Below are 26,237 nucleotides of genomic sequence, written 5' to 3' on the forward strand. Positions count from 1 at the left end.
TAGGGTGAACCGACCAATGACGCCGAGACGTAGCGGGGAATGCAGATGGGCCAGATCGGTAGTGCGGGAGAGCGCGGGCTTCAGTCCGAGTACGGCACCGAGGATCGTGCCGCCAAGTTCTACTCGGATCAGATGCTGGACCATCTCAATCCGACGATGATCGAGTTCGTCGGCCGCCAGGAGATCGCCTTCATCGCCACCGCCGACGCGTCCGGCGAATGCGACAACAGTCTGCGCGCCGGGACACCGGGATTCATGCACGTCATCGACTCGAAGACCCTCGCGTATCCGGAGTACCGCGGCAACGGCGTCATGGCGAGCCTCGGCAACATCCGGGAAAACCCGCACGTCGGAATCATTCTCGTGGACTTCGTGCAGGACCTCATCGGACTGCACGTGAACGGCTCGGCCCGGATCGTCGAAGACCCGGCCCTGCGCTCCGAGTTCGCAGATCTGCCTGCGGACCACACGAACGGCCGGATCCCGGAACGCTGGGTGGTCGTGGACGTCGAGGAGGCATACATCCACTGTCGCAAGCACATTCCGAGAATGGCACCGGTCCCCCGCCACCGCGAGTGGGGCACCGACGACGTGAAACGCAAGGGCGGCGACTACTTCGACGCCAAGGCGACACCGCGCCACGACACCGACGGTCAGCTCTCCGAGGAGCCCGCGACCGCCGAACTCACACAGACGACTTCGCCGGGCTTCTCCGTGGTGCCGGCTGGCACTTCGGGCAACTGAACGACGAGCGGTTCATGAATTTCTCTCGCCTGATCGCGGTGCCGCACCGCGGGCACGGGCGATCCTCCTGACCGTAGGCGGACAGCGAACGGTCGAAATAGCCCGACTCGCCGTTGACGTTCACGTAGAGCGCGTCGAAGGACGTGCCGCCCTGGGTGAGTGCCTCACGCATGACCTCCTGGGCGGCCGTGAGCACTTCACGGACCTTGGGACCACTCAGCCTGTCGGTGAGCCGATTTCCGTGGATCTGTGCGCGCCACAGCGCCTCGTCCGCATAGATGTTGCCGATGCCGGAGACGACGGTCTGGTCCAGAAGCGCACGTTTGATCTCGGTGTGCTTGCCGCGCACGACCTTGACGGTGGCTGCGAGGTCGAAACGCGGATCCAGTGGGTCACGGGCGATGTGCGCCACCGAGTCCGGCACGAGCGAGCCGTCGACGTCGACGAGCGGCGCCAGCGCCCAGCCCCCGAACGTCCGCTGGTCGACGAACCGGAGGTCGAGACCGGAATCGAGCCGGGCCCGGATCCGCAAATGCTTCTCGGTCGGCAATTCCGGTGGCTGCACGAGCATTTGACCACTCATGCCGAGATGCACCACGAGAGCGACCGTGCTGGGTTCGAGGACCAGCCACAGATACTTTCCACGACGGTCGGCGCTCGCGATACGTTCGCCGGTGAGCTGTCCGGCGAGGTCGGCGGCGCCGGGCAGATGACGCCTGATCGCACGTGGGTGCAGGATGTCGACGGAATCGATCGACGCCCCCACGATGTGGCGTTCGAGTCCGCGCCGGACCACCTCTACTTCGGGTAGTTCAGGCACTGACGTCGTCGGCCGCTACGTCGGGGCCTGCGTCGGACAACGCATTCCACGCCGTGCTCGCAGCCTTCTGCTCGGCCTCTTTCTTGGAGCGGCCGATACCGACGCCGAGGGGCTTGCCGCCGACGATCACGGTGGCGGTGAATTCCTTGTCGTGGTCCGGGCCGGTCGCGGTGATCTCGTACGCCGGGACACCGACGCCACGCTCCGCCGTCAACTCCTGCAGACTCGTCTTCCAGTCCAGACCCGCGCCGAGGCGCGGGGCTCGCTGGAGAAGGTCGCTGAAGAGGTCGAGTACGACGCGTCGCGCCGTGTCGATGCCGTGCTCGAGGTGGATGGCGCCGAGAATCGACTCCATGCCGTCCGCCAGGATGCTCGGCTTGTCACGGCCACCGGTCATCTCCTCGCCCTTACCGAGCAGAAGATGGGCACCGAGGCCGCCCTCACCGAGTGTGCGGGCCACCTCCGCGAGCGCGTGCATGTTGACGATGCTCGCCCGGATCTTCGCGAGGTCGCCCTCGGACTTGTCCGGATGCGCAAGGTACAGCTTCTCGGTGACGGTGACTCCGAGCACGGAGTCACCGAGGAATTCGAGACGCTCGTTCGTGGGCAGACCACCGTTCTCGTACGCATACGAGCGGTGCGTCAACGCCAGGGTGAGCAGTGAAGGCTCGATTTCTACGCCGAGGGCGGCGAGGAGGGAAGCATGATCCTCCTCGCCGCCGGCGGGTGTATTACTGATGTCGCTCGTCACAACGCCTCTCCGCGGAGAACTAGACGGCGGCAGTGACCTGGCGGCCCTTGTATGTGCCACACGACGGGCACGCGACGTGGGGCAGCGTCTTCTCGCCGCAGCCACGGTTGGGGCAGGTGACGAGGGTAGGCACAGTGGTCTTCCACTGGCTGCGACGCGACCTCGTGTTGGATCGCGACATTCTGCGCTTGGGGACAGCCACTTCTACTTCTCCTCGGCTTCGGTGTTCACAAGATTCTTGCTGGGTTCTGATTCCACGCCAAATTTGGCTGCAAGACCAGCCCAGCGAGGATCAAGTATGTCATGCCCATGGCCAGATTCGGCAATCGCCAGGCGAACGCCACATTCTGGGCACAATCCTTGGCAGTCGTCACTGCAGAGCGGCTGCAACGGCAGTGCGAGGCCGACGGCGTCGATCACGACGGGTTCGAGGTCGATCTCGTCGTCGACGACGTGATAGACCTCCCCCTCCTCCGTGGTCTCTTCCGTGGCACTGTCCGGGTAAGCGAACAGCTCCGTGAGAGTCAGGTCCACCGTGTCCGAGAACGGCTCGAGACATCTCGAGCACTCCCCCACGGTGTCGGCTCGCAACGAACCGGTGACCAGAACCCCCTCGGATACGGCCTCCAACCGGAGATCGAGATCGATCTCCGATCCTTCCTCGATGGCGATCAGGTCGAGACCGATGCGCTGTGGCGCCGTCACCACCCGTTCCACGGTGCGCATCGAACCGGGACGACGGCCGAGTTTGACCGTGTCCAGCACGAAGTCCGCGTCCCGTCGGGAACGCGATGAGCTGTGGCGATGGGATGACAACAAACTTCACTTTCGAGAAAAGGGAAACGACAAAGGGCAACCACTCCACGATACGCAATCTGCGCGGTGGAGCCAAATTCGGTCGAGGGCGCCGGCCGGGCGGTGGCTCAGCGGCGACGCTCGGCCCGGCGGTCGTCGACGTCGTAGTCCGAGGCGTAATCGGGGACACCTGAACCGGTCCGCAACTGCTGACGTCCCCGGCCCACGGACCGGACGGTGCCGTTCAGGAAGTCCTCGAATTCCGCGAGCTTCGTGTCGACGTACAGATCGCAGTCCGAGCGGAGACGATCCGATTCGGCGTGCGCGGAGTCGATCACCCGGGCCGACTCGGCGTGCGCCGCCTGGACGACCTCCGTCTGCGAGACGAGGCGCGCCTGCTCGGCCGTGCCCTCCGCGACGGACCTCTCGTAGGACGCCTTGCCCGACTCGATCATGCGATCGGCTTCGGACCGCGCACGACCCGTCAGTGCGTCGTATTCGCGCTGGCCTTCCGCGACGGACGACTCGGCCTCGGCGCGCGCGTCGGTGACCAATTGCTCGGCGTGCGCGCGGGCCTCGGCGACCATCCGGTCGGCCTGCGCCTTCGCGTCCGCCAGAATGCGGTCGGCGTCGTCTCGCGCGTTCTCGATGGTGGAGTTCGCCTCGGCGTTGGCGCTGGAGATGGTCTTCTCCGCGTTGGACCGCGCGTCCCCCACCAGTTTGTCCTTGTGGTCCAGGACGTCCTGGGCGTCGTCGAGTTCACCGGGAATGGCATCGCGCACGTCGTCGAGCAGTTCGAGGACGTCGCCGCGCGGAACCACGCAGCCGGCGGTCATCGGTACGCCGCGTGCCTCTTCGACAATCGCGACAAGTTCGTCGAGCGCCTCGAATACCCGGTACACAAGCAACCCCAATCATCCATGACCCTCAGCAGGTCGGCGCAGCCTTCTTCGTGCAAGTCTGCCCGACCGGACGCCGCGGGTGTGTCGTGGCAGCCGGTGTGTCGGGTATCAGCTGCTCTCGGCGGCGCGCTCGGCGATCCTCGCGAGAAGACGGGCGTGCACCTTCTCGGGCAGCATGTCGGAGACGTCGCCGCCGAACGTGGCCACTTCCTTCACGAGCGAACTCGACAGGTAGCTGTAGGTGGGGTTGGTCGGGATGAAGAGGGTGTCGACGCCACTGAGCTTCTGGTTCATCTGCGCCATCTGCAGCTCGTAGTCGAAGTCGTTGGCGCCGCGCAGGCCCTTGACGATCGCTGTGATCCCTTGCTGCTTGGCGTAATCCACGAGCAGGCCGTGCCACGAGGACACCCGCACGTTGGGCAGCTCACTGGTCGAGTCTTCGAGCATCTCGATGCGCTCCTCGACGGTGAACAGGCCACGTTTGCTCTTGTTGACCATGACCGTCACGATGACCTCGTCGAACTGCGCGGCAGCTCTGCCGATCACGTCAAGGTGGCCATTGGTCACGGGGTCGAAGGATCCGGGGCAGACAGCGCCAGTCATGAGTCCAGACCGTAGCAGGTCGCCAATTCGATTCTCGCCTCGCCGTACTTCTTCGCCTTGACGGGCGCGAAGCCCTCGGGCCACGCCGTCTCGGGTGACCTCGACGACCGCTCGAGCACCACGATCGAGCCGTCGCCGACCCAGCCGTTGACCCGGAGGTGGCCGAGCACCGTCTGTACCGCCTCGTCGTCGACGGCGTACGGCGGATCCGCCATCACCAGGTCGTACGGCCGGTCGGCGGTGCCCGCGAGCACCGCGGCCACCGGAGCCCCGCGCACTTCCGCGCCCGGCAGACCGACCGTCGTCACGTTGTGCTTGATGATGCCCGCCGCTTTCGAGTCGGACTCGACGAGGACGACGCGGTCCGCACCCCGGGAGAGCGCCTCCAGGCCGAGCGCCCCCGACCCCGCGTAGAGGTCGAGGACGGACGCGCCTTCGAGGTCCATCCGGCTGTGCAGTGCGCTGAACAATGCCTCGCGGACCCGGTCCGAGGTGGGCCGGGTCCCGCTCGGCGGGACCCGCAGGCGTCGACCGCCCGCGAGTCCCGCGATGATCCGAGTCACTCGCTCGCGGACTCCCCTGTCGACACGACGGCGAGGAGGTCGCCGCCCTCCACCTGCTGGACCGATCCGATGGCCAGCCGGGAGACCGTGCCACTTCGCGGGGCGGTGATAGCCGCTTCCATCTTCATGGCCTCGATGGTCGCGATCGTGTCGCCGGCGGCGATGTGCTGACCCTCGGTCACGGCGAGGGTCACCACACCGGCGAACGGCGCCGGCACGTGGCCGGGGTTGTTCTTGTCGGCCTTCTCCGCGGCCGGGAGCTCACTGGAGATGGACCGGTCACGCACCGACACCGGACGCAGCTGCCCGTTGAGGATGCACATGACGGTGCGGTATCCCCGCTCGTCGGGTTCGGAGATGGCCTCGAGCCCGATGATCAGCTCGACACCCTGTGCGAGGCGGACCCGGTGCTCGTCGCCGCGACGCAGGCCGTAGAAGAACTGGTTCGCCGAGAGCTGCGACGTGTCGCCGTACTTGTCCCGGTGCTCGAGGAATTCCTTCGTCGGGCCGGGGAACAGCAACCGGTTGAGCGTCGCCCGTCGTTCCGCGGACGTGCCGGAGAGTGCCTTCTCGTCGTCCGCGGACAGAGCCACCTCGGGCTTGGCGGCTCCGCGACCTTCGAGGGCCCGGGTGCGGAACGGTTCGGGCCAGCCGCCGGGCGGGGTGCCCAGTTCGCCGCGCAGGAACCCGACCACCGAATCGGGGATGTCGAACTTCGCCGGGTTCTCCTTGAATTCCTCGGTGGACGCTCCGGATCCGACGAGGTGCAGGGCGAGGTCGCCGACCACCTTCGACGACGGGGTGACCTTGACCAGGCGGCCGAGCATCCGGTCGGCGGCCGCGTACTTGGCCTCGACCTCCTCGAACTTGTCACCGAGACCGAGCGCCACGGCCTGGGTGCGCAGGTTCGACAGCTGACCGCCGGGGATCTCGTGCGTGTAGACACGTCCGGTCGGGGCAGGCAGCCCGGACTCGAACGGCTTGTACACCTTGCGCAGCGCCTCCCAGTACGGCTCGAGGTCGCACACGGCCTGCAGGTCCAGGCCGGTGTCGTGCTCGGAGTGCGCGGCCGCGGCCACGATCGCCGACAACGCAGGCTGGCTGGTGGTGCCCGCCATCGCGGCCGAGGCACCGTCGACCGCATCCGCGCCTGCCTGCCATGCGGCCAGGTACGTCGCGAGCTGACCACCCGGGGTGTCGTGGGTGTGCACGTGCACGGGCAGGTCGAAGTTCTTGCGTAGCGCCGTCACCAGGGTGGTGGCGGCGGGGGCGCGGAGCAGTCCGGCCATGTCCTTGATCGCGATGATGTGCGCACCGGCCTCGACGATCTCCTCCGCCAGGCGCAGGTAGTAGTCGAGGGTGTACAGCTTCTCGTTCGGGTTCGACAGGTCGCCGGTGTAGGACAGGGCGACCTCGGCGAGTGCGGTGCCGGTCTCGCGGACGGCGTCGATGGCCGGCCGCATCTGGTCGACGTTGTTGAGGGCGTCGAAGATGCGGAAGATGTCGATGCCGCTGTTGGTGGCCTCCTCGACGAACGCCCGCGTCACCTTCTCCGGGTACGGGGTGTAGCCGACGGTGTTCCGTCCGCGCAGCAGCATCTGCAAACAGATGTTCGGCACGGCCTCGCGCAGAGCGGCCAGCCGGTACCAGGGGTCCTCGTGCAGGAACCGCAGCGCCACGTCGTAGGTCGCACCGCCCCACGCCTCAATGGACAGCAGCTCGGGGGTCAGCCGGGCGACGTGCCCGGCGACGTCGAGCAGACCGCTGGTCCGCACGCGGGTCGCGAGGAGTGACTGGTGTGCGTCACGGAACGTGGTCTCGGTGACGGCGAGGGCCTTCTGCTCCCGCAGCGCCTTGGCGAATCCCTCCGGCCCGAGGGCGAGCAGCTTCTGACGGCTGCCGTCCGGCGGCGGGGTGGACAGGTCGATCTGGGGCAGCTTGTCGCGCGGGTACACCGCCGACGGCCGCTCGCCGTGCGGCTTGTTGACCGTCACGTCGGCGAGGTAGGTGAGGATCTTGGTGCCACGGTCGGCGGAGCTGCGCAGCGTGAGCAGCTGGGGGCGCTCCTCGATGAAGGACGTGGTGACCCGGCCGGCCTTGAAATCGGGGTCGTCGAGCACCGCCTGCAGGAACGGGATGTTCGTCGACACGCCGCGGATCCGGAACTCGGTGACCGCGCGGCGGGCCCGGGCGACGGCGGTTTCGAAGTCGCGGCCGCGGCAGGTGAGCTTGACGAGCATCGAATCGAAGTACGCGGAGACCTCTGCCCCGACCGACGTTCCGCCGTCGAGGCGGATACCGGCACCACCCGGGGTGCGGTAGCCGGTGATCCGACCGGTGTCCGGGCGGAATCCGTTGGCGGGGTCCTCGGTGGTGATGCGGCACTGCAGCGCCGCGCCGCGCAGCGTGATCTTGTCCTGGCTCAGGCCCAGGTCCGCGAGGGTCTCCCCCGACGCGATCCGCAGCTGCGACTGCACGAGGTCGACGTCCGTGACCTCTTCGGTGACGGTGTGCTCGACCTGGATGCGAGGGTTCATCTCGATGAAGACGTGGTTGCCGCGGGTGTCGAGGAGGAATTCGACGGTGCCCGCACAGGAGTAGTTGATCTCCTTCGCGAACGCCACCGCGTCCGCGCAGATCTTCGCCCGCAGCTCTTCCGACAGGTTCGGGGCAGGCGCGAGCTCGATCACCTTCTGGTGGCGGCGCTGCAGCGAGCAGTCCCGCTCGAACAGGTGGATGACGTTGCCCTGACCGTCGGCCAGGATCTGGACCTCGATGTGACGCGGGTCGACGACGGCCTGTTCGAGGAATACCGTCGGGTCGCCGAAGGCCGACTCGGCCTCACGCGCGGCGGCCTCGATGGACTCCTTGAGCTGAGCCCGCTCGGCGACGCGGCGCATGCCGCGGCCACCGCCGCCGGCAACGGCCTTCACGAACAGCGGGAACTGCATGGTCTCGGCCGCGGCCAGCAGCTCGTCCACATCGGCGGACGGCTCCGACGACGCCAGCACCGGCAGACCGGCGGCCTTCGCCGCGGCGATCGCACGCGCCTTGTTGCCGGTGAGCTCGAGCACCTCGGCGGAGGGACCCACGAACGTGATGCCCGCCTCGGCGCACGCGGCGGCGAGATCCGGGTTCTCGGAAAGGAAGCCGTAGCCGGGGTAGATGGCGTCGGCCCCTGCCTGCTTGGCCGCGGAGACGATCTCGTCGACGGAGAGGTACGCCCGAACCGGGTGTCCCTCCTCGCCGATCTGATAACTCTCATCAGCCTTCAGACGGTGGATCGAGTTCCGATCCTCGTACGGGAACACCGCAACCGTTCCAGCACCTAGTTCGTAGGCGGCACGGAAAGCGCGGATCGCAATTTCGCCACGGTTGGCGACCAGGACTTTGGAGAACATTGGAGCAAACTACCCCGCCGCGGACGGCCGCGGAGAAGTGGCATCCCACATTTCAGGATCCTACACAAACTTCACAAAGACCCCCCTGACGTGTGCGAATTCTGCAACAGACCCGAAACAGACGAGCGAAGATTTACGTGAAGCGAAGTAAGTTCTCACGTTTTCTCCAGATATTCGATGCGGTCCGCGTCGAGCGCCGAGGTCACCATCGCCGACAGCCCGGGATGGTTTTCGAGGCGCGGATCGTCCGCGATGACCGAACGCGCGAACTCGGACGCCGCAGCGATGACGTCCTCGTGGCCGAGCAGCGACAACAGCCGCAACGTGGACGTCGTTCCCGACTGCGCCGCACCGAGAATGTCGCCCTCGCGGCGGGTGGCGAGGTCGAGTTGCGCAAGTTCGAAACCGTCGTTGGTCGACGCCACGTTCGACAATCGCTCGTAGGCGGGACCGCCCGGATTCATCTCGGTGACGAGAATGCACAGGCCCTGGTGTTCGCCACGGCCGACGCGTCCGCGCAGTTGGTGGAGCTGACTCACACCGAAACGGTCCGCGTCGACGATCACCATGATCGTCGCGTTCGGGACGTCGACGCCGACCTCGACGACCGTGGTGCACACCAGGACGTCGATGTCGCCGGCCGTGAAGTCGCGCATCACCGCGTCCTTCTCGTCAGCGGGAAGCCGGCCGTGCAGCAGACCCACCCGCAGGTCCGGCATGATGCTGCCGCTCAACTCCTCGTACACCTCGACGGCAGACTTCGTCTCGGGCGCCTTCTCGTCGAACGCGTCCTCGCCGTCGCCCTTCTCGCCGTCGCCGATGCGCGAGCACACGACGTACGCCTGCCTCCCCTCGGCCACGTCCTCGCGGATCCGTTCCCACGCGCGCGCGACCCACTGCGGCTTCTGGGACGCGGGTACCACACTGCTCTTGATCGGCGACCTGCCCTTCGGCAGCTGCCGCAGCGTCGACACCTCCAGATCGCCGAGCACCGTCATCGCGATGGTGCGGGGAATCGGCGTCGCCGTCATCACCAGCAGGTGCGGGCTCAGACCCTCGCGCGCACGCGACCGCAGCCGGTCGCGCTGCTCGACACCGAACCGGTGCTGCTCGTCGACCACCACCATCCCGAGGTTGAAGAACTCGACGTTGTCCTGAATGAGGGCGTGGGTGCCGATGACGATCCCGGCGTCGCCGGTGATCGCCTCGTTCAGAGCCGTGCGTTTGGCGGCGACCGGCATCGACCCCGTCAGCAGCGCCACCCGTGTGGCCTTCTCGTGCGCCCCGAGTTCCCCGGCGGTCGCGAGGGAGCCGAGCATCGCCCGCAGCGACCGGGCGTGCTGCGTCGCGAGCACCTCGGTCGGGGCGAGCAGGGCGCACTGGTAGCCGGCGTCGACCACCTGGAGCATGGCGCGCAGGGCCACGATCGTCTTACCGGAACCCACCTCCCCCTGCAGCAGCCTGCTCATCGGGTGCGGCTGCGCCAAATCGGCGGAGATCTCGTCGGCGACCGTGTGCTGACCCTCGGTGAGCTGGAAGGGAAGCATCTTCTCGAACACGTCGGCGATCCCGCCGGGCACCGGCAGGCACTCGGGCGCGACTCGCTCGGCGTTGTCGTGGCGGCGACGGGCGAGAACCAGCTGCAGCGCCGTCGCCTCGTCGAACCGGAGACGGTCGTGGGCGTTCTCCACGTCTTCACGGGTGTCGGGCAGGTGGACCGACCGGAGGGCTTCGTCGAGGCCGATCAGCTCGCGTTCGGCCCGGATGTTCTCCGGCAGGGGGTCGTCGACGTGATCGAGCTGGTCCAGGATCTGGCGGACACATTTCATGATCGTCCAGCTCTCGACGTCCCGGGTGGCCGGATAGAGCGGGATCAGCGCCCGGTCGAACACGGACATGTCGACCCCGGCACCGGCTTCCTGCGACGCCCGGGCGATTCCCGCGAGATCCCCGGCACCGCGGATCCGGCCGACGTTCACGACGGGGTCCTCGCTGCCGGCCCGCGGCTCGGGAAGGATGAGGTAGCTCGGGTGGGTGAGGCTCCACTTCTGGCGGAAGTACTTGACCGTTCCCGAGAACATCGCGCGCACACCGGGCTTGATCACGTGCTTGACCTTCTGCGGGCTGAAGAAGGTGACGTCCACGTTCTGGGTGTCGGTGGACAGGACCACCTTGAGCATGCTGCCCGGCCGGTTCTTCATCTTCACGACGGCCGCGGACGTGACCCGGGCGATGATCGTGATGTGCTCGCCCTCCGGCGGGTCCTTCTCCGCGAGCTCACGGCCCTGCGAGGCGTACCGGTGCGGGTAGTGCCGCAGCAGGTCCTCGACCGTGCGGATGTCGAACGCCTCCTCGAGCGCGTCGGCGGTCTTCTTTCCCAGCAGATGATCGAGCCGGTCGGACAATGTGGCCATCGAATTCCTCATTCCACCCCGAGTTGCAACAGATCTCCAGGTTGTCCACCGTGGTAGATCATCACCTCGACGCCGGGGTGCCGCTGCGAGATGTGATCGGCCAGTTCCGTGTCCAGCCCGTCCGGCGCCTCCGACCCCATCAGGAGCGTCACCAGTTCGCCACCCGCGCCGAGGACGAGGTCGACGAGTCGCCGTCCGGCCGCGACCGCGTCCGGTTCGATGACGATCACCTCGTGACCCATCAGTCCGATGCCGTCTCCCGGTTCGCACGTGCCCACATAGGTGAGGGCCCGTTCCCTGGCGATGCGCAGCGATCCCCAGCGGGTCGCTGCGGCGGCCTCCGACATCGCGAAGGCGTCGTCCACCGCCTCACGCTCGGGGTCGTGCACCGCCAGGGACGCGAGTCCCTGCACCATCGCGGACGTCGCGAGCAGCAGGACTTCGTGCCGGGCGTCCCTTGCCGCGGCACTGACCGCGACGAGTTCCTGGGCCGTCAGCGCACCGTTGGGGAGGACGAGCACCTCGGTGCGTCCCATCTGCCTGATGATGCCGAGGAGCTGGGCCCGGGTGACGGGGGCGTCGTCGCATCGGAGGACTGTCGCGCCTTCGCTGGCGAACAGTTCGGCGGCGCCATCGCCGGCCACGACGGCGACGATTCCCCGCTCCCCCTGATCCGGCCGGGTCCGGACCGGGGGAAAGAGCAACCCCTGGTCCCGCGCATCCACGAGGAAGCTGCTGACCCGGATTCCGTGGATGCGTCCCGCCGAGAGGCCGGCCTCCACTGCTGCGCCCGCGTCCGTGCAGTGCACGTGGACCGACCAGCCTCCGCCGCCGTCGCCGACGATCACGATCGAGTCCCCGAGGGCGTTCAGCGTGGTGCGCAACTCCGCGATGCGGTCCTCGTCGGACTCCGCGACCAGGTACATCACCTCGAAGTCCTGATCCGAACCCTCGTCGCATTCGGGTCCGGGTCCCGGATGCGCGTGCGGGCGCTGCGACGCGGGCGGCGCGGAAACAGGGACGAGCTCTGCGCGATGCGTGGACGGGGTGCGGCGCGGAACGTGGAGCGCGATCGGTGCGCGATCGGGCGGTGCCCCCGTCACCGCTGTGACGAGAGCGTCGAGGATCACGACGAGGCCGAGTCCTCCCGCATCGACGACGCCTGCGGTGCCGAGCACCTCGAGTTGCGACGGCGTCCTGGTGAGCGCGGACGCCGCCGCGTCCGCGGCTGCGCGGGCCGTGACCGCGATCGGCGCCTCGTCCGGAAACTCCGCCGCGGCGTCGGCGGCACAGCGCAACACGGTGACGATGGTCCCCTCCACGAGGTAGCTCACCGCGTCCGTCACCAGGTTGGTGGCCATCAGCAGCCCGGTCCGGACCGTCCTTGTGTCGACGGCGGGGGTGACGGCTGCTTCCGCAATCCCTCGCAGCACCTGGGACAGGATCACGCCGGAGTTCCCGCGCGCGCCGGCGACCGCGCCCCGAGCCAGGGCGATGGCCACCTGCCGGACGTCCTTGGTGCCGCTGCCCGCGTACTCGTCGATCGCACCCAGCGCCGCACGCATCGTGAACAGCAGATTGGTACCCGTGTCGGAGTCCGGGATCGGAAAGACGTTGAGGCTGTTGATCTCCTCGCACCGCTTTTCCAGACCCGCGACGGCGGTCCGCGCCCACGATTCGAGGACTCGCCCGTCCATCGGGAGCTCAGGGGCCACTGTCGTCCTCTCCGGCCAGGGAATGGGAAGGTGCCGTCAGACTAGTCGGGGGACGATGATCGGGCCCGCGGTCCGAGCCCTTCGGGACCGGGTTTGGCCAATCCGCACTCGAGCGGCTACTCTTGCACGGTTGCCTCGTACAGGGCGCGCTTGCTGTGCCCTGTCTCTACGAGGCCAGCAAATTTCACAGTTCACTATCTTGAAGGAGTTCGCGACTATGGCTGCCGTCTGCGACGTATGCGCCAAGGGGCCCGGCTTCGGTAAGTCGGTCTCGCACTCGCACCGGCGTACCAACCGTCGCTGGAACCCGAACATTCAGACTGTTCGTGCCGAGGTTGCCCCCGGAAACACCCGGAAGGTCAACGTCTGCACCTCCTGCCTGAAGGCTGGAAAGGTTGCTCGGGGCTGACCCGACGCTGCGTGCGATGTCACTGCGCCCCCGACACTTCGGTGTCGGGGGCGCAGTTTTTTGTGTCGCCACACCCGTCCGATTCGGCATCGTCGCAGCGCATCGGGGCACGTCGGGCACCGGCAGGGGCCCAACGTAAGGTGCAACGGTGACTTCTCTCGATGGACTCAGCAAAGTACAGCTCGAAGACGGCGTCCTGCGCATCACGATCGCGACGGCGGAGAACGGCACCTCACTGGACGGCGAGGGCATGGTGCAGGGTGCCCGGGCACTCGAAGCGGTCGGTGACCGAATCGGCAGCGTCCTTCTCGTCGGGGAGGGCCCGAACTTCTGTGCGGGCGGCAACGTCCACGCCTTCGCCTCCGCGCCGGTGCGAAGCGAATACGTCGCCGAGGTGGCGCGCGTGTTCCACGAATTCGTTCGTGCGCTCGACGCCGTGACCGTTCCGGTGATCGCCGGTGTTCACGGGTGGGCGGCGGGCGCCGGCATGAGCCTTGTCTGCCTCACGGACGTCGCCATCGGCGGCCCGGGGACCAAGCTGCGCCCGGCCTACCCGTCCATCGGCTTCACCCCGGACGGCGGCATGTCCTGGACCCTCCCGCGCATCGTCGGCGACGCCCGCGCGCGCGAGATCCTGATCACCGATGCCGTTCTCAGCGGCGACGAGGCCGTCCGCCTGGGCATCCTCAGCCGCCTCGTCGGCGACGACGTCGTCCAGGACGAGGCCCTTCGACTCGCCCGCACCCTCGCTGCCGGCCCGACGCCGTCCTACTCGGGGATCAAGACGCTCGTGCGCGCCTCCCGATATCGCTCGCTCGCCGAGCAACTCGACGCGGAGGCCGCGTCGATCGCCACCGCGGCCGACAGCCCGGTGGGACGCGAGGGCGTCGACGCCTTCGTCGAGAAACGGCGTGCCGATTTCTCGTCTGTGCAGTAGAGGAACGTGCCGCCTTCTCGTCTGTGCAGTAGGGGAATTCGCCGTTTACGGCAGCTGCCAGTTCACCGGTTCGGCGCCCAGGCCGTCGAGGAGTTCGTTCGCGCGGCTGAACGGCCGCGAACCGAAGAATCCGCGCGACGCGGACAGCGGTGAGGGGTGCGCCGATTCGATCGTCGGCACGTCGCCGAGCATCGGTTTCAACGTGGACGCGTCCCGGCCCCACAGAATTGCGACGAGGGGTTCGGGGCGCGCCACGAGAGCGCGAATGGCCTGCTCGGTCACCGCCTCCCAGCCCTTCTTCCGGTGCGAGGCCGGGAGTCCGGGCTGCACGGTGAGGACCCTGTTCAGCAGAAGCACTCCCTGACGTGACCACGGGGTGAGGTCCCCGGTGGTGGGCGTCTCGTAGCCGAGGTCCTTGCTGTATTCGGTGAAGATGTTGCCGAGGCTGCGTGGCACGGGGCGCACATCCGGAGCCACCGAGAAGCTGAGACCGACCGCGTGACCGGGTGTGGGATACGGGTCCTGACCCACGATCAGGACCTTGACCTCGGAGAATGGGTGGGTGAACGCTCTCAGGACGTTCTCTCCGGCGGGAAGGTAGTCACGCCCGTCGGCGATTTCCGCGCGCAGGAACTCGCCCATCTCCGTGATCCGTCCGGACACCGGTTCGAGTGCGTCTGCCCATCCGGCCTCGACGAGGTCCGCCAGCGGCGCCGCCATCAGTCGAGCCTGCGCAGCGAGTCGCGGTAGTAGGCCGCGTTCGCGGCGTACATCTTCACGTTCATCTCGAGGTGCCCCTCGGGAACCTCGTAGCCCTGCCGGATCTTCGCGGGGACGCCGAGCGCCATGCTCCGCGGCGGAACCTCGAACTTGAACGGAACGACGGCGCCGGCTCCGACGACCGAACCGGCACCGATGACCGAACCGTTGAGAACGATCGATCCGGAGGCGATCAGGCAGTGGTCGCCGATCGTGGATCCCTCGATGTGCGCCGCGTGACCGACGACGCACCCCGAGCCGATGACGGTGGGATCGATCATCGTGCAATGGATCACGGTGCCGTCCTGGATGTTCGTGTCGGCGCCGACGGTGATGGTGCCGTAGTCGGCGCGGAGCACGGCCTGCGGCCACACCGAGGTGCCTGCCGCCAGGGTCACGTTCCCGATCACCACGGCGTCGGGATGGACGTAGGCGTCCGGATGGATGTCGGGTTCGCGGTCCCCGAGCGCGTAGATAGCCATGCGTGCAACCTATACCGAGAAACTCTGCCAGCCCCCGGCCCCCGGCCAGGTCTCGCCGTCCACCGAGATGCCGGACCCGTCGTGCACCGCGCCGATCCCGGTCCACCCCGCCGGGAGCGGGACGCCGGCAGGGAAGGTGGCGGCGAAACCGTGGTCCTCTCCCCCGGTGAGCACCCATTCCCAGTGGTCGACGCCGAGAGCCTTCGCTGCCGCCACCAGTTCGGGTGAGACAGCCAGGTCGGATCGGGTGAGGGACATTCCGACGCCGGAGGCGTCACAGATGTGACCGAGATCGGCGAGGAGTCCGTCGGAGATGTCGGTCATTGCGTGGGCGCCCCCGTCCGCGGCGGCCCAGGCGGCGGAATACGGCGGGGTGGGGACCCGATGCGCGGCGAGCAGGTCCGGGAAATCCGAGGACCCGCCGAGCAGCAGCGCGAGACCGGCCGCCGACCGGCCGAGTTCGCCGGCCACCGCGACGACGTCGCCGGGCCGCGCGCCCGACCGCCGGATCGGGCTCCTGCCACCCAGATCACCGAGGACGGTGACGGAAATCACGATCTGCCCGGCCTGCACGAGATCACCGCCCACGACGCCGGCCCCGAGTTCCTCGGCGCTTTCCCCGATCGCCGCCGAGATGCCGTCCGCCACGTCGATCGACGTGTCCGGCGGGAGACCGAGGGAGACGAGGAAGGCGGTGGGCCGCGCCCCCATCGCCGCGACGTCGGCCGCATTCTGCGCCACCGCCTTGTGGCCCACGTCGCGTGGTGACGACCAGTCGAGCCGAAAATGCCTGTCCTGCACCAGCATGTCGGCGGACACCGCCACCCGGCCGTCGTCCGCCCGGACGAGGGCAGCGTCGTCGCCGGGGCCGATCAGCGTGGACGGCGGCTGCACCCGGCCGTCCACCGCTCGGCCGATCACGGCGAACTCGCCGACGTCGGCGACGGTGAGTGGCGGGTTCGGGTCCGGGGAATCCGTCGGTGTGATGGTGTGCCTCCAGTGTCGGGTGGCCCGTGCAGCGGCTGTGGGCCCGGTCGACGGAATGTGCGACTGCGGTACCTTTTAGCTGTTGCCGGAACTTCTCGGCACGTGACCGATCAGCGCGCCGAAGCACCCGCGACTCTACCGAGATCATGCGGCGCGGAGCAGGGAAGGGCCGGAGCGAGAGTGCAAGCGTTCATCCTGATCCAGACCGAAGTCGGCAAGGCTGCGGCGATCGCGACCGAGATCGCGAAGATCACCGGAGTCCGGACCGCCGAGGACGTGGTCGGACCGTATGACGTCATCGTGCGGGTGTCCGCTGACGAGGTCGCTCCCGTCGTCGAGGAGATCCGTCAGGTCTCCGGCATCACCCGCACCCTCACCTGCGACGTCCCCGAAAAGTCTGCGAACAAGAACTGAGCATGTCCGACCTCGAACCCGAACAGAGCACACCTGCCGGCAACTCCGACCCGGTCCCCGCGGAGCGGCGCAATCCCGCGCTCATCGCGACGGCCGTGGCGCTTCCCGTGGCCCTGGTCATCGGCATCGTCGTCGCGGCGGTGTTCGCCGGGCGGAACCCGGTGAAGGAACCGGTGTCGCTGGGGCCGGTGCCCGCGCCCGCATCCGGCTCCGCGGAGTGCGCCACCCTGATGGCGGGCCTCCCCGACGCGCTGGGCGACTACACGCGCGCCGAACTCACCGAGCCCGCACCCGAGGCGACTGCCGCGTGGCAGCCGGCCGAGGGTGAACCACTCGTCCTGCGTTGCGGTCTGGACCGTCCCGCGGAGTTCGATCAGGCCTCGGCGCTGCAGGTGATCGACGGAGTTCAGTGGTTCGAGATCTCGGGTGCGAGCGCCGGAATCGACGCGAGCAGCTATTTCGCGGTCGACCGCGGCGTGTACATCGGACTCACGGTTCCCACCGGGGTGGGACCGACGCCGCTTCAGGACATTTCCGGCGCGGTGTCGCAGGCATTGCCGCAGAAGCCGCTCGATCCGGCGCCCGTGGCGAATCCCTGAGCGCCGGACCTCGGTTTCCCTAGCGCAGGCCGATGCCGCGCGCGAGGGCCGTGTCGACCAGGGTCGAGACGAGGGTGCCGTAGTCGACACCAACCGCACCCCACATGCGCGGGTACATCGAGATCGACGTGAATCCCGGCATCGTGTTGATCTCGTTGATGACCGGGCCGTCCTCGGTCACGAAGAAGTCGACCCGCGCGAGACCCTGGCAGTCGAGCGCGGAGAACGCGCGCACCGCGAGTTCGCGGATCTCTTCGCTGACCGCTTCGTCGAGTTTCGCGGGCACGTCGAACTCGCACACGTCGTCGAGGTATTTGCTGTCGAAGTCGTAGAACGCCTCGTCGTCGCCTGCGCCTTCCGGCATCCGGATCTCGGCGATGACGCTGGCCCGCACGTCGCCGTCCGGGAACTCGAGGACTCCGCACTCGACCTCGCGGCCGACGATCCCCGATTCGACGATCACTTTCGGGTCGTGCAGGCGGGCGTGGGCGATGGCGTCGTCGAGCGCGGCCCACTCGGCCACCCGGGTGATACCGATCGACGATCCGCCGCGGGCCGGCTTCACGAACACCGGGAGGTGGAGGCGGGACTTCTGTTCGTCGGTCAGTGTGGCGGTGCCCGGACGCAGGACGACCTGGAACCCGATGGGCAGGCCTTCCGCGGCGAGCAGCTTCTTCGTGAATTCCTTGTCCATACCGGCGGCGCTGGCGAGTACGCCGGGACCGACGTACGGGACACCTGCGAGTTCGAGCAGGCCCTGGATCGTGCCGTCCTCGCCGTAGGCGCCGTGCAGGACGGGGAAGACGACGTCGACCGAGGCCAGGATCTTGCCCGCTTCGCCGTCGTCGAGTGCGACGAGGTCGCCGGACCGCGTCGGGTCGGCGGTGAGGGCCAGTGCGGACCCGTCGGCGTCGACGCTGGGCAGTGCCCTGCCGCGGATGGACAGCGTTTCGGGGTCGGTGGAGCCGAGGACCCACGAGCCCTCGGTGGTGATGCCGATCGGCACTACCTCGTACCGTTCCGGGTCGAGATTCCTCAGGACGCTTCCGGCCGACACACAGGACACGGAATGCTCGTTGCTGCGGCCACCGAAGATGACGGCTACCCGGGTACGCGGTTTACTCACGACACAGACCGTACCGTCGTCGCGACACGCTCACCGCACCCACCTCTCCTCATATTTCCTTCGCCGACCTCACGACACGGTGGGCGGCCCCGCACTCACAACGCGGACAGCGCTCTCTCGAGATCGGCGACGAGGTCTTCGGTGTCCTCGATTCCGCACGAGATCCGCACGAACCCCTCGGGTACGGGGTCTCCCCACCGGGCCCGGCGGTCGGCGCTGGTGTGGATGCCGCCGAAGCTCGTCGCAGGCACGAGGAGCTCACTTCCGGCCACGAGTCGGTGGAACTGTTCGGCGGAGTCCACCTCGAAGCTCACCAGCCCGCCGAATCGACGCATCTGACCGGCGGCGACGGCGTGCGCAGGATCTCCGGGCAGACCCGGATAACGGACGCGGTGGGCCGCCGGGTGTGACTCGAGCAGGACCGCGAGGGCCAAGGCGTTGGCGCATTGACGCTCGAATCGCAGACCGGCCGTCCCGAGACTCCGGTGGGCGAGCCACGTCTCGAACGGCCCCAGCACCGTGCCCGACAGGGCCCTCTCGCGTTCCATCCCGGCCAGGAAGTCGGCGTCCGACGCGGCGATGTACCCCATGAGGAGATCACTGTGACCGCTCAAAGTCTTTGTGCCGCTGGCGACTACCACGTCGGCTCCGAGTTCGAGCGGTTGCTGGCCGAGCGGCGTTGCGGTCGTGTTGTCCACCACGAGAACAGCGCCCGCGTTCGCGCACTGCTCGGACACGGCGCGCAGATCCACCACGTCGAGCGAGGGGTTGGCCGGAGTCTCGGCCACCACCACCGTCGTCCCCTCGGCGGACGCCAACAGTGCGGCGGCCGCCTCGCCGGCCATCTCGGCGGTCCTCAGTTCGCGCACGGTGATGCCCATCGGCTCCAGGCGCTCCCGCGCGTACGCGCGCACCTGGTAGTAGCCGTCAGACGGAACGACCACCGTGTCGCCGGCGGTGAGCAGACTCCTCAGCACGACGGTGACCGCCGACATCCCGGAGCCGACGACGAGCGCGCCCGCGGCGCCCTCGAGCGTCGCCAGCGCCGATTCGAGGTCGCGCCAGCCCGGATTGGAGGCACGCGCGTAGGTGTCGGACTCGGTTCCCTCGTCCGCGCTCAGCTGATACGGCGCTGCGAAAACCGGCCCCCTCTGCATCGGCGATCCGGGAACATTTTCTGCGGCAACAGCTTTGACGCAGCGGGTGGAATCACCACTCACGAGCTCACTCCGGCTTCGTGCGACGGCCGAGCAGCTGACCGATCGCGTCCTGCACCACGACGCCCTCGTGGCACACCCGGTGCACGGCATCGGTGAGCGGCATCTCGACGTCGTAACTGGCCGCGAGAGCCCGCACGGACGAGCACGATTTCACACCCTCGGCGACCTGACCGTGAGTGGCCGCCTGGGCACTCTCGATCGAACCACCCTGACCGAGGCGTTCACCGAAGGACCGATTGCGCGACAGGGGCGACGTGCACGTCGCAACCAGATCGCCCACTCCCGCGAGACCCGCGAGGGTGGCAGGTTTCGCACCGAGGGCCACTCCCAGCCGGATGATCTCGGCGAGACCGCGAGTGATGATGCTCGCAATCGTGTTCTCTCCCAGACCGATTCCCGATGCCATACCGCAGGCGAGGGCGATGACGTTCTTGCAGGCGCCACCGATCTCGCACCCGATGACGTCCGAATTCGTGTACGGACGGAAGTATCCGGTGGCCGAGGCCTTCTGCAGTTCCAGTGCCCGCGTCGAATCCGTGCACGCGACGACCGTCGCCGCCGGTTGACCGATCGCGATCTCCCGGGCCAGATTGGGCCCGGACAGCACGGCGACACGTCCCGGGTCTGCGCCGGTGACCTGGATGATCACCTGACTCATCCGCATGAGGGTGCCGGTTTCGATGCCCTTGGCGAGGCTCAGCAGGGTGGCGTCCTCGGGGATCATCGGACTCCAGACCTGCAGATTGTCGCGCAGGGACTGCGACGGCACCGCGAGGACGACGATGTCGGCGCCATCGAGTGCGGCCCGCGCGTCGTCGGTGGCGGTCAACGACGGAGGCAGGGCGATGCCCGGCAAGTAGTCCGCGTTCTCGTGCCGCGACACGATCGATTCGGCGACCTCAGCGCGTCGCGCCCACATGGTGACGTCGGTCCCGGCATCGGCCAGGACCTTCGCAAATGCAGTCCCCCATGAACCCGCTCCCAGTACCGCAGCCTTGCTCACACAGCCCCCTCGTCGTTCGTTACCCGATGCGTCGCCCACAGTATTGCCGATGCCGAGGTCGAGCGCCGCCCCGCTACCGAACTCGTTCGCTGCTCAGCGGCGACCGGGCGTCCGGAGCACCGCCCCGCGCGGGCTGGCAAGATATCCGCATGAGCACAGCGACCCGATCCGTGGCGCCGCGCGCGCACGTTCTCGTCGCCGTGAAGGAACTCCACGCGGCCAAGACGCGGCTGTCGGGTGTCTTCGACACGGCCGACCGCACCGGACTGGTCCTGTCGATGCTGCGCGACACCCTGGCCGTCGTCAGCGACGTCGCGACGGTCGTCGGTGTCACCGTGGTCACGCCGGATCCCGCGGTGGCGCGGCTCGCGCGCAGTGTCGGCGCGCACGTCTACGCCGACCCCGCACCCGTTTCCGCCGAGGATCGGCCGGACGAGGGCGGCACCGAGCACAGCCTCAATGCGGCGCTGTCGGCGGCGGCCGAGCACGTCCGCCGCAACGAGCGCGGAGTCGACGTCGTCGCACTGCAGGCCGACCTTCCGTCTCTGCGCGGAGGCGAATTCGGTGAAGCACTCGCCGCAGCGAGAACCGGTGGCAGGTCGGTCGTCGTCGATCATCACGGCACCGGAACCGCCGCACTGTTCTCCTGCGACCCGGAGATTCCGCTCGATCCCCGGTTCGGACCGGGATCGGCGAAGCGGCATCTCGAGTCCGGGGCGCGGCCCCTCGACGGGCACTGGCCCGGTCTGCGAACCGACGTCGACACCGCCGACGATCTCGATGCCGCGCAGGCTCTCGGCGTCGGACCTGCGACGCGTGCCGCCCTCGACGCTCTCGAACACACCGCCCCCTCGCGCTGCGGAAACGAGTAGGTCGCGCACGCCGTGTGAATTTGCCCCATCGATTGTCGGCGGCCGAATTCTCGAGGGATGATCGTGGGGTGAGTAACCGAGAAGCACTCGACCAGCAGACCGACGTCGACGGAAAGAACGGAACCCGCGACGACATCGTCACGGCCAATCCCACGAACGTTCCGATGGCGCCACCCGCTGCGACGAGTGCCCTCACGAGCGCACTGACCGACGGACTCCCCGAAGATCGTTACCTGAACCGCGAACTCAGTTGGCTCGATTTCAATGCCCGGGTTCTCGCCCTCGCCGAGGACACGTCGCTGCCGTTGCTCGAGCGCGCCAAGTTCCTCGCCATCTTCGCGTCCAATCTCGACGAGTTCTTCATGGTCCGCGTGGCCGGACTCAAGCGCCGCGACGAGACCGGGCTGTCCGTGCGGTCCGCCGACGGTCTCTCCCCCCGCGAACAGCTCTCGCTGATCGCAACCCGGACCCAGGAGATCTCGGAGAAGGCCGCACGGGTCTTCCTCGACTCCGTTCGTCCCGCGCTTGCCGCCGAAGGGATCTCCATCATCGGATGGGACGATCTCACCGACGACGACCGCGAGCGCCTGTCGGTGCATTTCCAGGACCAGATCTTCCCCGTGCTCACTCCGCTCGCAGTCGACCACGCCCACCCGTTCCCGTACATCAGCGGTCTGAGTCTCAACCTCGCGGTGACGGTGAAGGATGCGGTGACCGGTGGCGAACACTTTGCGAGGGTCAAGGTTCCGGACAACGTGGGCCGGTTCGTCCGCGTCCGCCGCGACGAAACGCCCTCCTCCATCGACGCGTTCCTGCCCCTGGAAGATCTGATCTCCGCTCACCTCGACATGCTGTTCCCGGGCATGGAGATCGTGGAGCACCATGCATTCCGGATCACGCGCAACGCCGATTTCGAGGTCGAAGAAGACCGCGACGAGGATCTTCTGCAGGCCCTCGAGCGTGAGTTGGCCCGCCGCCGCTTCGGTTCACCGGTGCGACTCGAGGTCGCGGACGACATGACCGAGCACATGCTCGAACTTCTCCTGCGCGAACTCGACGTCGATCCCGGCGACGTCATCCAGGTACCCGGACTGCTGGATCTGTCGTGCCTCTGGCAGGTGTATGCGGTCGACCGGCCCGCCCTCAAGGACGCACCGTTCGTCCCGGCAACGCATCCGGCGTTCGGCGAGAGAGAAACACCCAAGAGCGTCTTCTCCACCCTCCGCGACGGCGACGTCCTGGTCCACCACCCGTACGACTCTTTCTCCACGAGCGTCCAGCGCTTCATCGAACAGGCCGCGGCCGACCCCCAGGTTCTGGCGATCAAGCAGACGCTCTACCGCACTTCGGGCGACTCCCCCATCGTCGACGCATTGATCACCGCCGCCGAGGCGGGCAAACAGGTTGTGGCACTGGTCGAGATCAAGGCGCGATTCGACGAGCAGGCGAACATCAAGTGGGCCCGCAAGCTCGAACACGCGGGTGTGCACGTGGTGTACGGACTCGTCGGGCTCAAGACGCACTGCAAGACGTGTCTCGTGGTCCGTCGCGAAGGGTCCACCATCCGGCGTTACTGCCACATCGGTACCGGCAACTACAACCCGAAGACCGCCCGGCTGTACGAAGACATCGGCCTCCTCACCGCCGCACCCGAGATCGGCGCAGACCTCACCGACCTGTTCAATTCCCTCACCGGCTACTCGCGGAAGACGCAGTACCGCAACCTGCTCGTCGCGCCGTACGGCGTCCGCCGGGGAATCATCGAGCGGATCGACGGTGAGATCGCGCACAAACTGCGGGGTGAGGACTCCGGAATCCTGCTGAAGGCCAACGCCTTGGTCGACGAACAGGTGATCGACTCGCTCTACCGCGCGTCCCGGGCCGGTGTGCCCGTCGAAATCGTCGTGCGTGGCATCTGCGCCCTCAAACCCGGAGTCCCCGGGCTGAGTGAGAACATCCACGTCCGGTCGATTCTCGGACGATTCCTCGAGCATTCCCGGGTGTTCCATTTCCGCGGCGCCGACGAATACTGGATCGGCAGCGCAGACATGATGCACCGCAACCTCGACCGACGCGTCGAGGTCATGGCGCAGGTGAAAGACCCTCGACTCACCGCTCAGATAGCCGAGATCGTCGATTCCGCGCTCGATCCCGTCACGCGGTGCTGGGTGCTCGGGTCCGACGGCCGGTGGGTTCCGTCGCCTGCCCACGGCGAGGAGGTTCGCGACCACCAGGAGGCCATGATGCGCAAACGAATGGGCACCGGATCCTGATCGCGGCGAGTCCGCGGCAGAAGGAAGGAACTCGGTGAGCAGTTCACCCGGCAAACCGGTCAAAGCCAATATCTTCGCTGCGGGGGCAGTGCTGTGGCGAAAGTCTCCCCGCAATCCCGACGAGATCGAGATCGCGCTCATTCACCGGCCCAAATACGAGGACTGGTCATTTCCGAAGGGAAAGCTCGACCCCGGAGAGACCGCAGTGGTGGCCGCATTGCGTGAGGTGGAAGAAGAGACGGGTATTCGCGGGCGCCTCGGCCGGCATCTGGGCGCGTTGACATATCCGATTCCGGGCCATCGCCGATTGAAACGAGTCGAATACTGGGCGGCAGAAGCCCGCGCCGGTGAATTCGTCTCCAACAGTGAAGTGGACGAGATGCGGTGGCTTCCCGTCTCCGAGGTGGCCGATCAGCTGTCGTATCCCATGGATCGCAAGATGCTCCGCCGATTCACGGCTCAGCCACCCGACACCGCGACCGTGCTCCTGGTCCGGCACGCCAAGGCTGGAAGCCGGAAGCGATACAAGGGCGACGACACCACCCGGCCCCTGGATGCGAACGGCCTACTCCAGGCCGAGACGCTCGTCCCGCAGCTCGAAGCGTTCGGGGCCACCGACATCACGTCGGCCGACCGGACGCGGTGCACACAGACGGTCGAGCCGCTGGCGCGCGCGCTGGACACGACCGTCCGGTTGGATCCGCTGCTGTCCGAGGAGAGTTACACCGCCGACCCGGTGGCCACCCGCACGCGGGTCCGCAAGATCGCCGCTCTCGGCGGAGTTCAGGTGATCTGCAGTCAGGGAGGCGTCATTCCCGATCTGCTCGACTGGTGGGCGGAGAACGACGGCATCACACTTCCCCCGGCGCGGAACAGGAAGGCGAGCACCTGGGTGCTCTCGCTGTCCGGCGGCAAACTCATCGCCGCCGACCACATCGACAGTCCCCTGCCTCCCACTCGGAAGGACTGAGCCCCACCGGCCGGAGTCACCGAGAGGCAAAGGAAACACGGACAGGCGCCAACCCCCAGGGTCGGCGCCTGTCTGTGTTCGGGCAGTCCCGTGTGCGCTGTATTACTTGGCGCGCTTCGCGGGAGCCTTCTTTGCTGCGGTCTTCTTGGCTGCCGTGGTCTTGGCCGGAGCCTTCTTGGCTGCAGTCTTCTTGGCTGCGGTCTTGGCCGGAGCCACCTTCTTCGCGACGGTCTTCTTCGCGGCCGTAGTCTTGGCCGGAGCCTTCTTGGCTGCAGTCTTCTTCGCGGCCGTGGTCTTGGCCGGAGCTGCCTTCTTGGCTGCAGTCTTCTTGGCAGCAGCCTTCTTGGCAGCAGCCTTGGTGGCGGGCGCCGCTGCGCCGCGCTTGACTGCCGGACCGGTGGCCGGAAGCTTCTGGCCGCCAGCGATAACCGCCTTGAACTGAGCGCCCGGACGGAACGCCGGCACCGACGTCGGCTTGACCTTGACGGTCTCACCCGTGCGCGGGTTGCGTGCGACACGTGCCGCGCGACGACGCTGCTCGAAGACACCGAAACCGGTGATGGTCACGCTGTCGCCGCGGTGCACTGCCCGGACGATCGTGTCCACGACATGCTCGACAGCTTCCGTTGCCGTGCGCCTGTCCGTGCCCAGTTTCTCGGTCAGAACATCGATGAGCTCTGCCTTATTCATTGAAATTCCTCCGCGAACTAATGGTCCATCATCGGACCGACTACGAACTACGGTAAACCTGAATACCGCAGGAGTCTATGTGCCACGCCAATTCTCATACAACGCGGCACCATTCTCAGGAACTTATTATCTGGCAGACAGGGCTCCGATTCCAACTTTCAGTCGGCCGGAGTGGGCTCCGGAAGAGTCGCAGGTTTCCAAGAAGGCCTTGACTTTTCGAACTCGGAAATGGCTTCTACCTGCCGTAATGTCAATCCGATGTCGTCCAGACCCTCGATCAGACGCCACCGTGTGTAGTCATCAATCGCAAAGGGCACCACGGTGGTTCCGGCCGTCACAGTCTTGTTCTCGAGGTCGACAATCAATTCGAGACCGGGTTGCTCGTCGAGCAGTTTCCAGAGCAGTTCGACGTCTGACTGGGCCACCTGAGCGGCCAGCAGACCGGCCTTGCCGGCGTTGCCGCGGAAGATGTCGGCGAAGCGAGAGGCGATCACGACCCGAAATCCGAAGTCGGATAGCGCCCACACGGCGTGCTCCCGGGAGGAGCCCGTGCCGAAATCGGGCCCGGCCACGAGAACACTGCCCTTGTCGTACGGGGCGACGTTCAGAACGAAGTTCGGATCGTTCCGCCACGCGGCGAACAGGCCGTCCTCGAAACCGGTGCGGGTCACTCGTTTCAGGTAGACCGCCGGAATGATCTGGTCCGTGTCCACGTTGGATCGCCGCAGCGGAACGCCGATACCTTTGTGTGTGCTAAAGGATTCCATCGAAAAATCTCCTAAATTCCT

The 26,237-nt window shown here is 67.3% G+C and carries 26 protein-coding genes; 8 read left to right on the plus strand and 18 right to left on the minus strand.

What is annotated here, in order from left to right:
• Nucleotides 1-39: 39 nt before the first annotated feature.
• Entirely contained in the window at nucleotides 40-744 is a 705-nt protein-coding gene (locus QM693_RS30975; protein WP_283354237.1) for a pyridoxamine 5'-phosphate oxidase family protein, read from the plus strand.
• Here QM693_RS30975 and mutM read toward each other — a convergent pair.
• The 10 genes from mutM to QM693_RS31025 form a co-directional block, all read right to left on the minus strand.
• Nucleotides 686-1,564: a bifunctional DNA-formamidopyrimidine glycosylase/DNA-(apurinic or apyrimidinic site) lyase gene (gene mutM / locus QM693_RS30980; protein WP_283334807.1), complete on the minus strand. Its 879-nt coding sequence runs from the start codon at nucleotides 1,562-1,564 to the stop codon at nucleotides 686-688. The two genes, QM693_RS30975 and mutM, sit on opposite strands and share 59 nt — an antisense overlap.
• Nucleotides 1,557-2,315 carry a ribonuclease III gene (gene rnc, locus QM693_RS30985; RefSeq protein ID WP_009479707.1) on the minus strand — a complete coding sequence of 253 codons (759 nt, stop codon included), beginning with the start codon at nucleotides 2,313-2,315 and terminating at the stop codon, nucleotides 1,557-1,559. The genes mutM and rnc overlap by 8 nt, the downstream gene beginning before the upstream one ends.
• Before the next feature lie 19 nt (nucleotides 2,316-2,334).
• The gene (rpmF, locus tag QM693_RS30990; protein ID WP_005240446.1) at nucleotides 2,335-2,517 is read right to left on the minus strand and encodes a 50S ribosomal protein L32; all 183 of its coding nucleotides are present in this window, start codon (nucleotides 2,515-2,517) and stop codon (nucleotides 2,335-2,337) included.
• 2 nt (nucleotides 2,518-2,519) lie between these two features.
• Nucleotides 2,520-3,080, minus strand: a complete 561-nt coding sequence (locus tag QM693_RS30995) for a YceD family protein (protein ID WP_009479706.1) — start codon at nucleotides 3,078-3,080, stop codon at nucleotides 2,520-2,522.
• A gap of 158 nt (nucleotides 3,081-3,238) precedes the next feature.
• Nucleotides 3,239-4,012, minus strand: coding sequence for a DivIVA domain-containing protein (locus QM693_RS31000; protein ID WP_105413040.1), 774 nt, complete (start codon nucleotides 4,010-4,012; stop codon nucleotides 3,239-3,241).
• Between the two features lie 108 nt (nucleotides 4,013-4,120).
• Entirely contained in the window at nucleotides 4,121-4,615 is a 495-nt protein-coding gene (coaD, locus tag QM693_RS31005) for a pantetheine-phosphate adenylyltransferase (RefSeq protein WP_005240440.1), read from the minus strand.
• Complete coding sequence (gene rsmD / locus QM693_RS31010; RefSeq protein ID WP_009479703.1) at nucleotides 4,612-5,178, minus strand: 16S rRNA (guanine(966)-N(2))-methyltransferase RsmD; 567 nt, start codon at nucleotides 5,176-5,178, stop codon at nucleotides 4,612-4,614. Before rsmD ends, coaD begins: the two co-directional genes overlap by 4 nt.
• Complete coding sequence (locus tag QM693_RS31015; RefSeq protein WP_280781737.1) at nucleotides 5,175-8,579, minus strand: pyruvate carboxylase; 3,405 nt, start codon at nucleotides 8,577-8,579, stop codon at nucleotides 5,175-5,177. Before QM693_RS31015 ends, rsmD begins: the two co-directional genes overlap by 4 nt.
• A gap of 155 nt (nucleotides 8,580-8,734) precedes the next feature.
• Nucleotides 8,735-10,993 (minus strand): ATP-dependent DNA helicase RecG, encoded by a 2,259-nt coding sequence (gene recG, locus QM693_RS31020; protein WP_283354238.1) that lies wholly within the window; start codon nucleotides 10,991-10,993, stop codon nucleotides 8,735-8,737.
• 8 nt (nucleotides 10,994-11,001) lie between these two features.
• Nucleotides 11,002-12,690 (minus strand): DAK2 domain-containing protein, encoded by a 1,689-nt coding sequence (locus QM693_RS31025; protein WP_283334845.1) that lies wholly within the window; start codon nucleotides 12,688-12,690, stop codon nucleotides 11,002-11,004.
• A 235-nt stretch (nucleotides 12,691-12,925) separates the two neighbouring features.
• Here QM693_RS31025 and rpmB point away from each other — a divergent pair, with 235 nt between their 5' ends.
• Together rpmB and QM693_RS31035 are read left to right on the plus strand one after the other, a co-directional pair.
• On the plus strand, nucleotides 12,926-13,117 hold the full coding sequence (gene rpmB / locus QM693_RS31030) for a 50S ribosomal protein L28 (protein ID WP_005240429.1): 192 nt from the start codon (nucleotides 12,926-12,928) through the stop codon (nucleotides 13,115-13,117).
• A 148-nt stretch (nucleotides 13,118-13,265) separates the two neighbouring features.
• Nucleotides 13,266-14,054: an enoyl-CoA hydratase/isomerase family protein gene (locus QM693_RS31035; protein ID WP_280781735.1), complete on the plus strand. Its 789-nt coding sequence runs from the start codon at nucleotides 13,266-13,268 to the stop codon at nucleotides 14,052-14,054.
• Between the two features lie 45 nt (nucleotides 14,055-14,099).
• Here the strand turns inward: QM693_RS31035 and QM693_RS31040 are convergent, their stop codons facing one another.
• Genes QM693_RS31040 through QM693_RS31050 form a run of 3 tightly spaced genes read right to left on the minus strand, consistent with a single transcriptional unit; the run spans nucleotide 14,100 to nucleotide 16,216 of the window.
• A complete protein-coding gene (locus QM693_RS31040; RefSeq protein ID WP_283334812.1) occupies nucleotides 14,100-14,774 on the minus strand; it encodes a uracil-DNA glycosylase in 675 nt (224 codons plus the stop codon).
• Nucleotides 14,774-15,295, minus strand: coding sequence for a gamma carbonic anhydrase family protein (locus QM693_RS31045; protein WP_037245490.1), 522 nt, complete (start codon nucleotides 15,293-15,295; stop codon nucleotides 14,774-14,776). Before QM693_RS31045 ends, QM693_RS31040 begins: the two co-directional genes overlap by 1 nt.
• 9 nt (nucleotides 15,296-15,304) lie before the next feature.
• Nucleotides 15,305-16,216 (minus strand): thiamine-phosphate kinase, encoded by a 912-nt coding sequence (locus QM693_RS31050; RefSeq protein WP_411194597.1) that lies wholly within the window; start codon nucleotides 16,214-16,216, stop codon nucleotides 15,305-15,307.
• A 246-nt stretch (nucleotides 16,217-16,462) separates the two neighbouring features.
• Here QM693_RS31050 and QM693_RS31055 point away from each other — a divergent pair, with 246 nt between their 5' ends.
• The gene (locus tag QM693_RS31055) at nucleotides 16,463-16,696 is read left to right on the plus strand and encodes an Lrp/AsnC ligand binding domain-containing protein (RefSeq protein ID WP_105413047.1); all 234 of its coding nucleotides are present in this window, start codon (nucleotides 16,463-16,465) and stop codon (nucleotides 16,694-16,696) included.
• 2 nt (nucleotides 16,697-16,698) lie between these two features.
• Nucleotides 16,699-17,295, plus strand: a complete 597-nt coding sequence (locus tag QM693_RS31060) for a DUF3515 domain-containing protein (protein ID WP_280781734.1) — start codon at nucleotides 16,699-16,701, stop codon at nucleotides 17,293-17,295.
• A 19-nt stretch (nucleotides 17,296-17,314) separates the two neighbouring features.
• Here QM693_RS31060 and QM693_RS31065 read toward each other — a convergent pair whose 3' ends face one another.
• The 3 genes from QM693_RS31065 to QM693_RS31075 all read right to left on the minus strand — a co-directional run bounded on the left by QM693_RS31065 (nucleotide 17,315) and on the right by QM693_RS31075 (nucleotide 20,644).
• Nucleotides 17,315-18,421 carry a D-alanine--D-alanine ligase family protein gene (locus QM693_RS31065; RefSeq protein ID WP_105413049.1) on the minus strand — a complete coding sequence of 369 codons (1,107 nt, stop codon included), beginning with the start codon at nucleotides 18,419-18,421 and terminating at the stop codon, nucleotides 17,315-17,317.
• Between the two features lie 95 nt (nucleotides 18,422-18,516).
• The gene (locus tag QM693_RS31070; RefSeq protein ID WP_283354239.1) at nucleotides 18,517-19,641 is read right to left on the minus strand and encodes a cystathionine gamma-lyase; all 1,125 of its coding nucleotides are present in this window, start codon (nucleotides 19,639-19,641) and stop codon (nucleotides 18,517-18,519) included.
• 4 nt (nucleotides 19,642-19,645) lie between these two features.
• Nucleotides 19,646-20,644, minus strand: coding sequence for an NAD(P)H-dependent glycerol-3-phosphate dehydrogenase (locus QM693_RS31075; RefSeq protein WP_009479691.1), 999 nt, complete (start codon nucleotides 20,642-20,644; stop codon nucleotides 19,646-19,648).
• 149 nt (nucleotides 20,645-20,793) lie between these two features.
• On the opposite strand from QM693_RS31075, the gene cofC reads away from it, so the two are divergent.
• The 3 genes from cofC (at nucleotide 20,794) to QM693_RS31090 (ending at nucleotide 24,759) form a co-directional block, all read left to right on the plus strand.
• Nucleotides 20,794-21,516 carry a 2-phospho-L-lactate guanylyltransferase gene (gene cofC / locus QM693_RS31080; protein ID WP_280781732.1) on the plus strand — a complete coding sequence of 241 codons (723 nt, stop codon included), beginning with the start codon at nucleotides 20,794-20,796 and terminating at the stop codon, nucleotides 21,514-21,516.
• A 68-nt stretch (nucleotides 21,517-21,584) separates the two neighbouring features.
• Entirely contained in the window at nucleotides 21,585-23,789 is a 2,205-nt protein-coding gene (locus QM693_RS31085) for an RNA degradosome polyphosphate kinase (protein WP_283334815.1), read from the plus strand.
• A gap of 34 nt (nucleotides 23,790-23,823) precedes the next feature.
• Nucleotides 23,824-24,759, plus strand: coding sequence for an NUDIX hydrolase (locus QM693_RS31090; RefSeq protein WP_283334816.1), 936 nt, complete (start codon nucleotides 23,824-23,826; stop codon nucleotides 24,757-24,759).
• A gap of 102 nt (nucleotides 24,760-24,861) precedes the next feature.
• On the opposite strand, the gene QM693_RS31095 is transcribed toward QM693_RS31090, so the two are convergent.
• Together QM693_RS31095 and leuD are read right to left on the minus strand one after the other, a co-directional pair.
• Nucleotides 24,862-25,449 (minus strand): HU family DNA-binding protein, encoded by a 588-nt coding sequence (locus QM693_RS31095; protein WP_283354240.1) that lies wholly within the window; start codon nucleotides 25,447-25,449, stop codon nucleotides 24,862-24,864.
• Nucleotides 25,450-25,607: 158 nt separating this feature from the next.
• Nucleotides 25,608-26,216 carry a 3-isopropylmalate dehydratase small subunit gene (gene leuD, locus QM693_RS31100; protein WP_005240402.1) on the minus strand — a complete coding sequence of 203 codons (609 nt, stop codon included), beginning with the start codon at nucleotides 26,214-26,216 and terminating at the stop codon, nucleotides 25,608-25,610.
• Nucleotides 26,217-26,237 lie beyond the last annotated feature (21 nt).

Source organism: Rhodococcus sp. IEGM 1305, from assembly GCF_030058635.1.
Lineage (GTDB): Bacteria > Actinomycetota > Actinomycetes > Mycobacteriales > Mycobacteriaceae > Rhodococcus_F > Rhodococcus_F opacus_D.

Bases quoted from the DNA above. Each gene is read 5' to 3' on its own strand.
- QM693_RS31015 (WP_280781737.1), bottom strand. From the start codon at position 8,579: ATGTTCTCCAAAGTCCTGGTCGCCAACCGTGGCGAAATTGCGATCCGC.
- QM693_RS31095 (WP_283354240.1), bottom strand. From the start codon at position 25,449: ATGAATAAGGCAGAGCTCATCGATGTTCTGACCGAGAAACTGGGCACG.
- QM693_RS31060 (WP_280781734.1), top strand. From the start codon at position 16,699: ATGTCCGACCTCGAACCCGAACAGAGCACACCTGCCGGCAACTCCGAC.
- coaD (WP_005240440.1), bottom strand. From the start codon at position 4,615: ATGACTGGCGCTGTCTGCCCCGGATCCTTCGACCCCGTGACCAATGGC.
- QM693_RS31045 (WP_037245490.1), bottom strand. From the start codon at position 15,295: ATGGCTATCTACGCGCTCGGGGACCGCGAACCCGACATCCATCCGGAC.
- cofC (WP_280781732.1), top strand. From the start codon at position 20,794: ATGAGCACAGCGACCCGATCCGTGGCGCCGCGCGCGCACGTTCTCGTC.
- QM693_RS31040 (WP_283334812.1), bottom strand. From the start codon at position 14,774: ATGGCGGCGCCGCTGGCGGACCTCGTCGAGGCCGGATGGGCAGACGCA.
- rpmB (WP_005240429.1), top strand. From the start codon at position 12,926: ATGGCTGCCGTCTGCGACGTATGCGCCAAGGGGCCCGGCTTCGGTAAG.
- QM693_RS30975 (WP_283354237.1), top strand. From the start codon at position 40: ATGCAGATGGGCCAGATCGGTAGTGCGGGAGAGCGCGGGCTTCAGTCC.
- QM693_RS31025 (WP_283334845.1), bottom strand. From the start codon at position 12,690: ATGGACGGGCGAGTCCTCGAATCGTGGGCGCGGACCGCCGTCGCGGGT.
- leuD (WP_005240402.1), bottom strand. From the start codon at position 26,216: ATGGAATCCTTTAGCACACACAAAGGTATCGGCGTTCCGCTGCGGCGA.
- recG (WP_283354238.1), bottom strand. From the start codon at position 10,993: ATGGCCACATTGTCCGACCGGCTCGATCATCTGCTGGGAAAGAAGACC.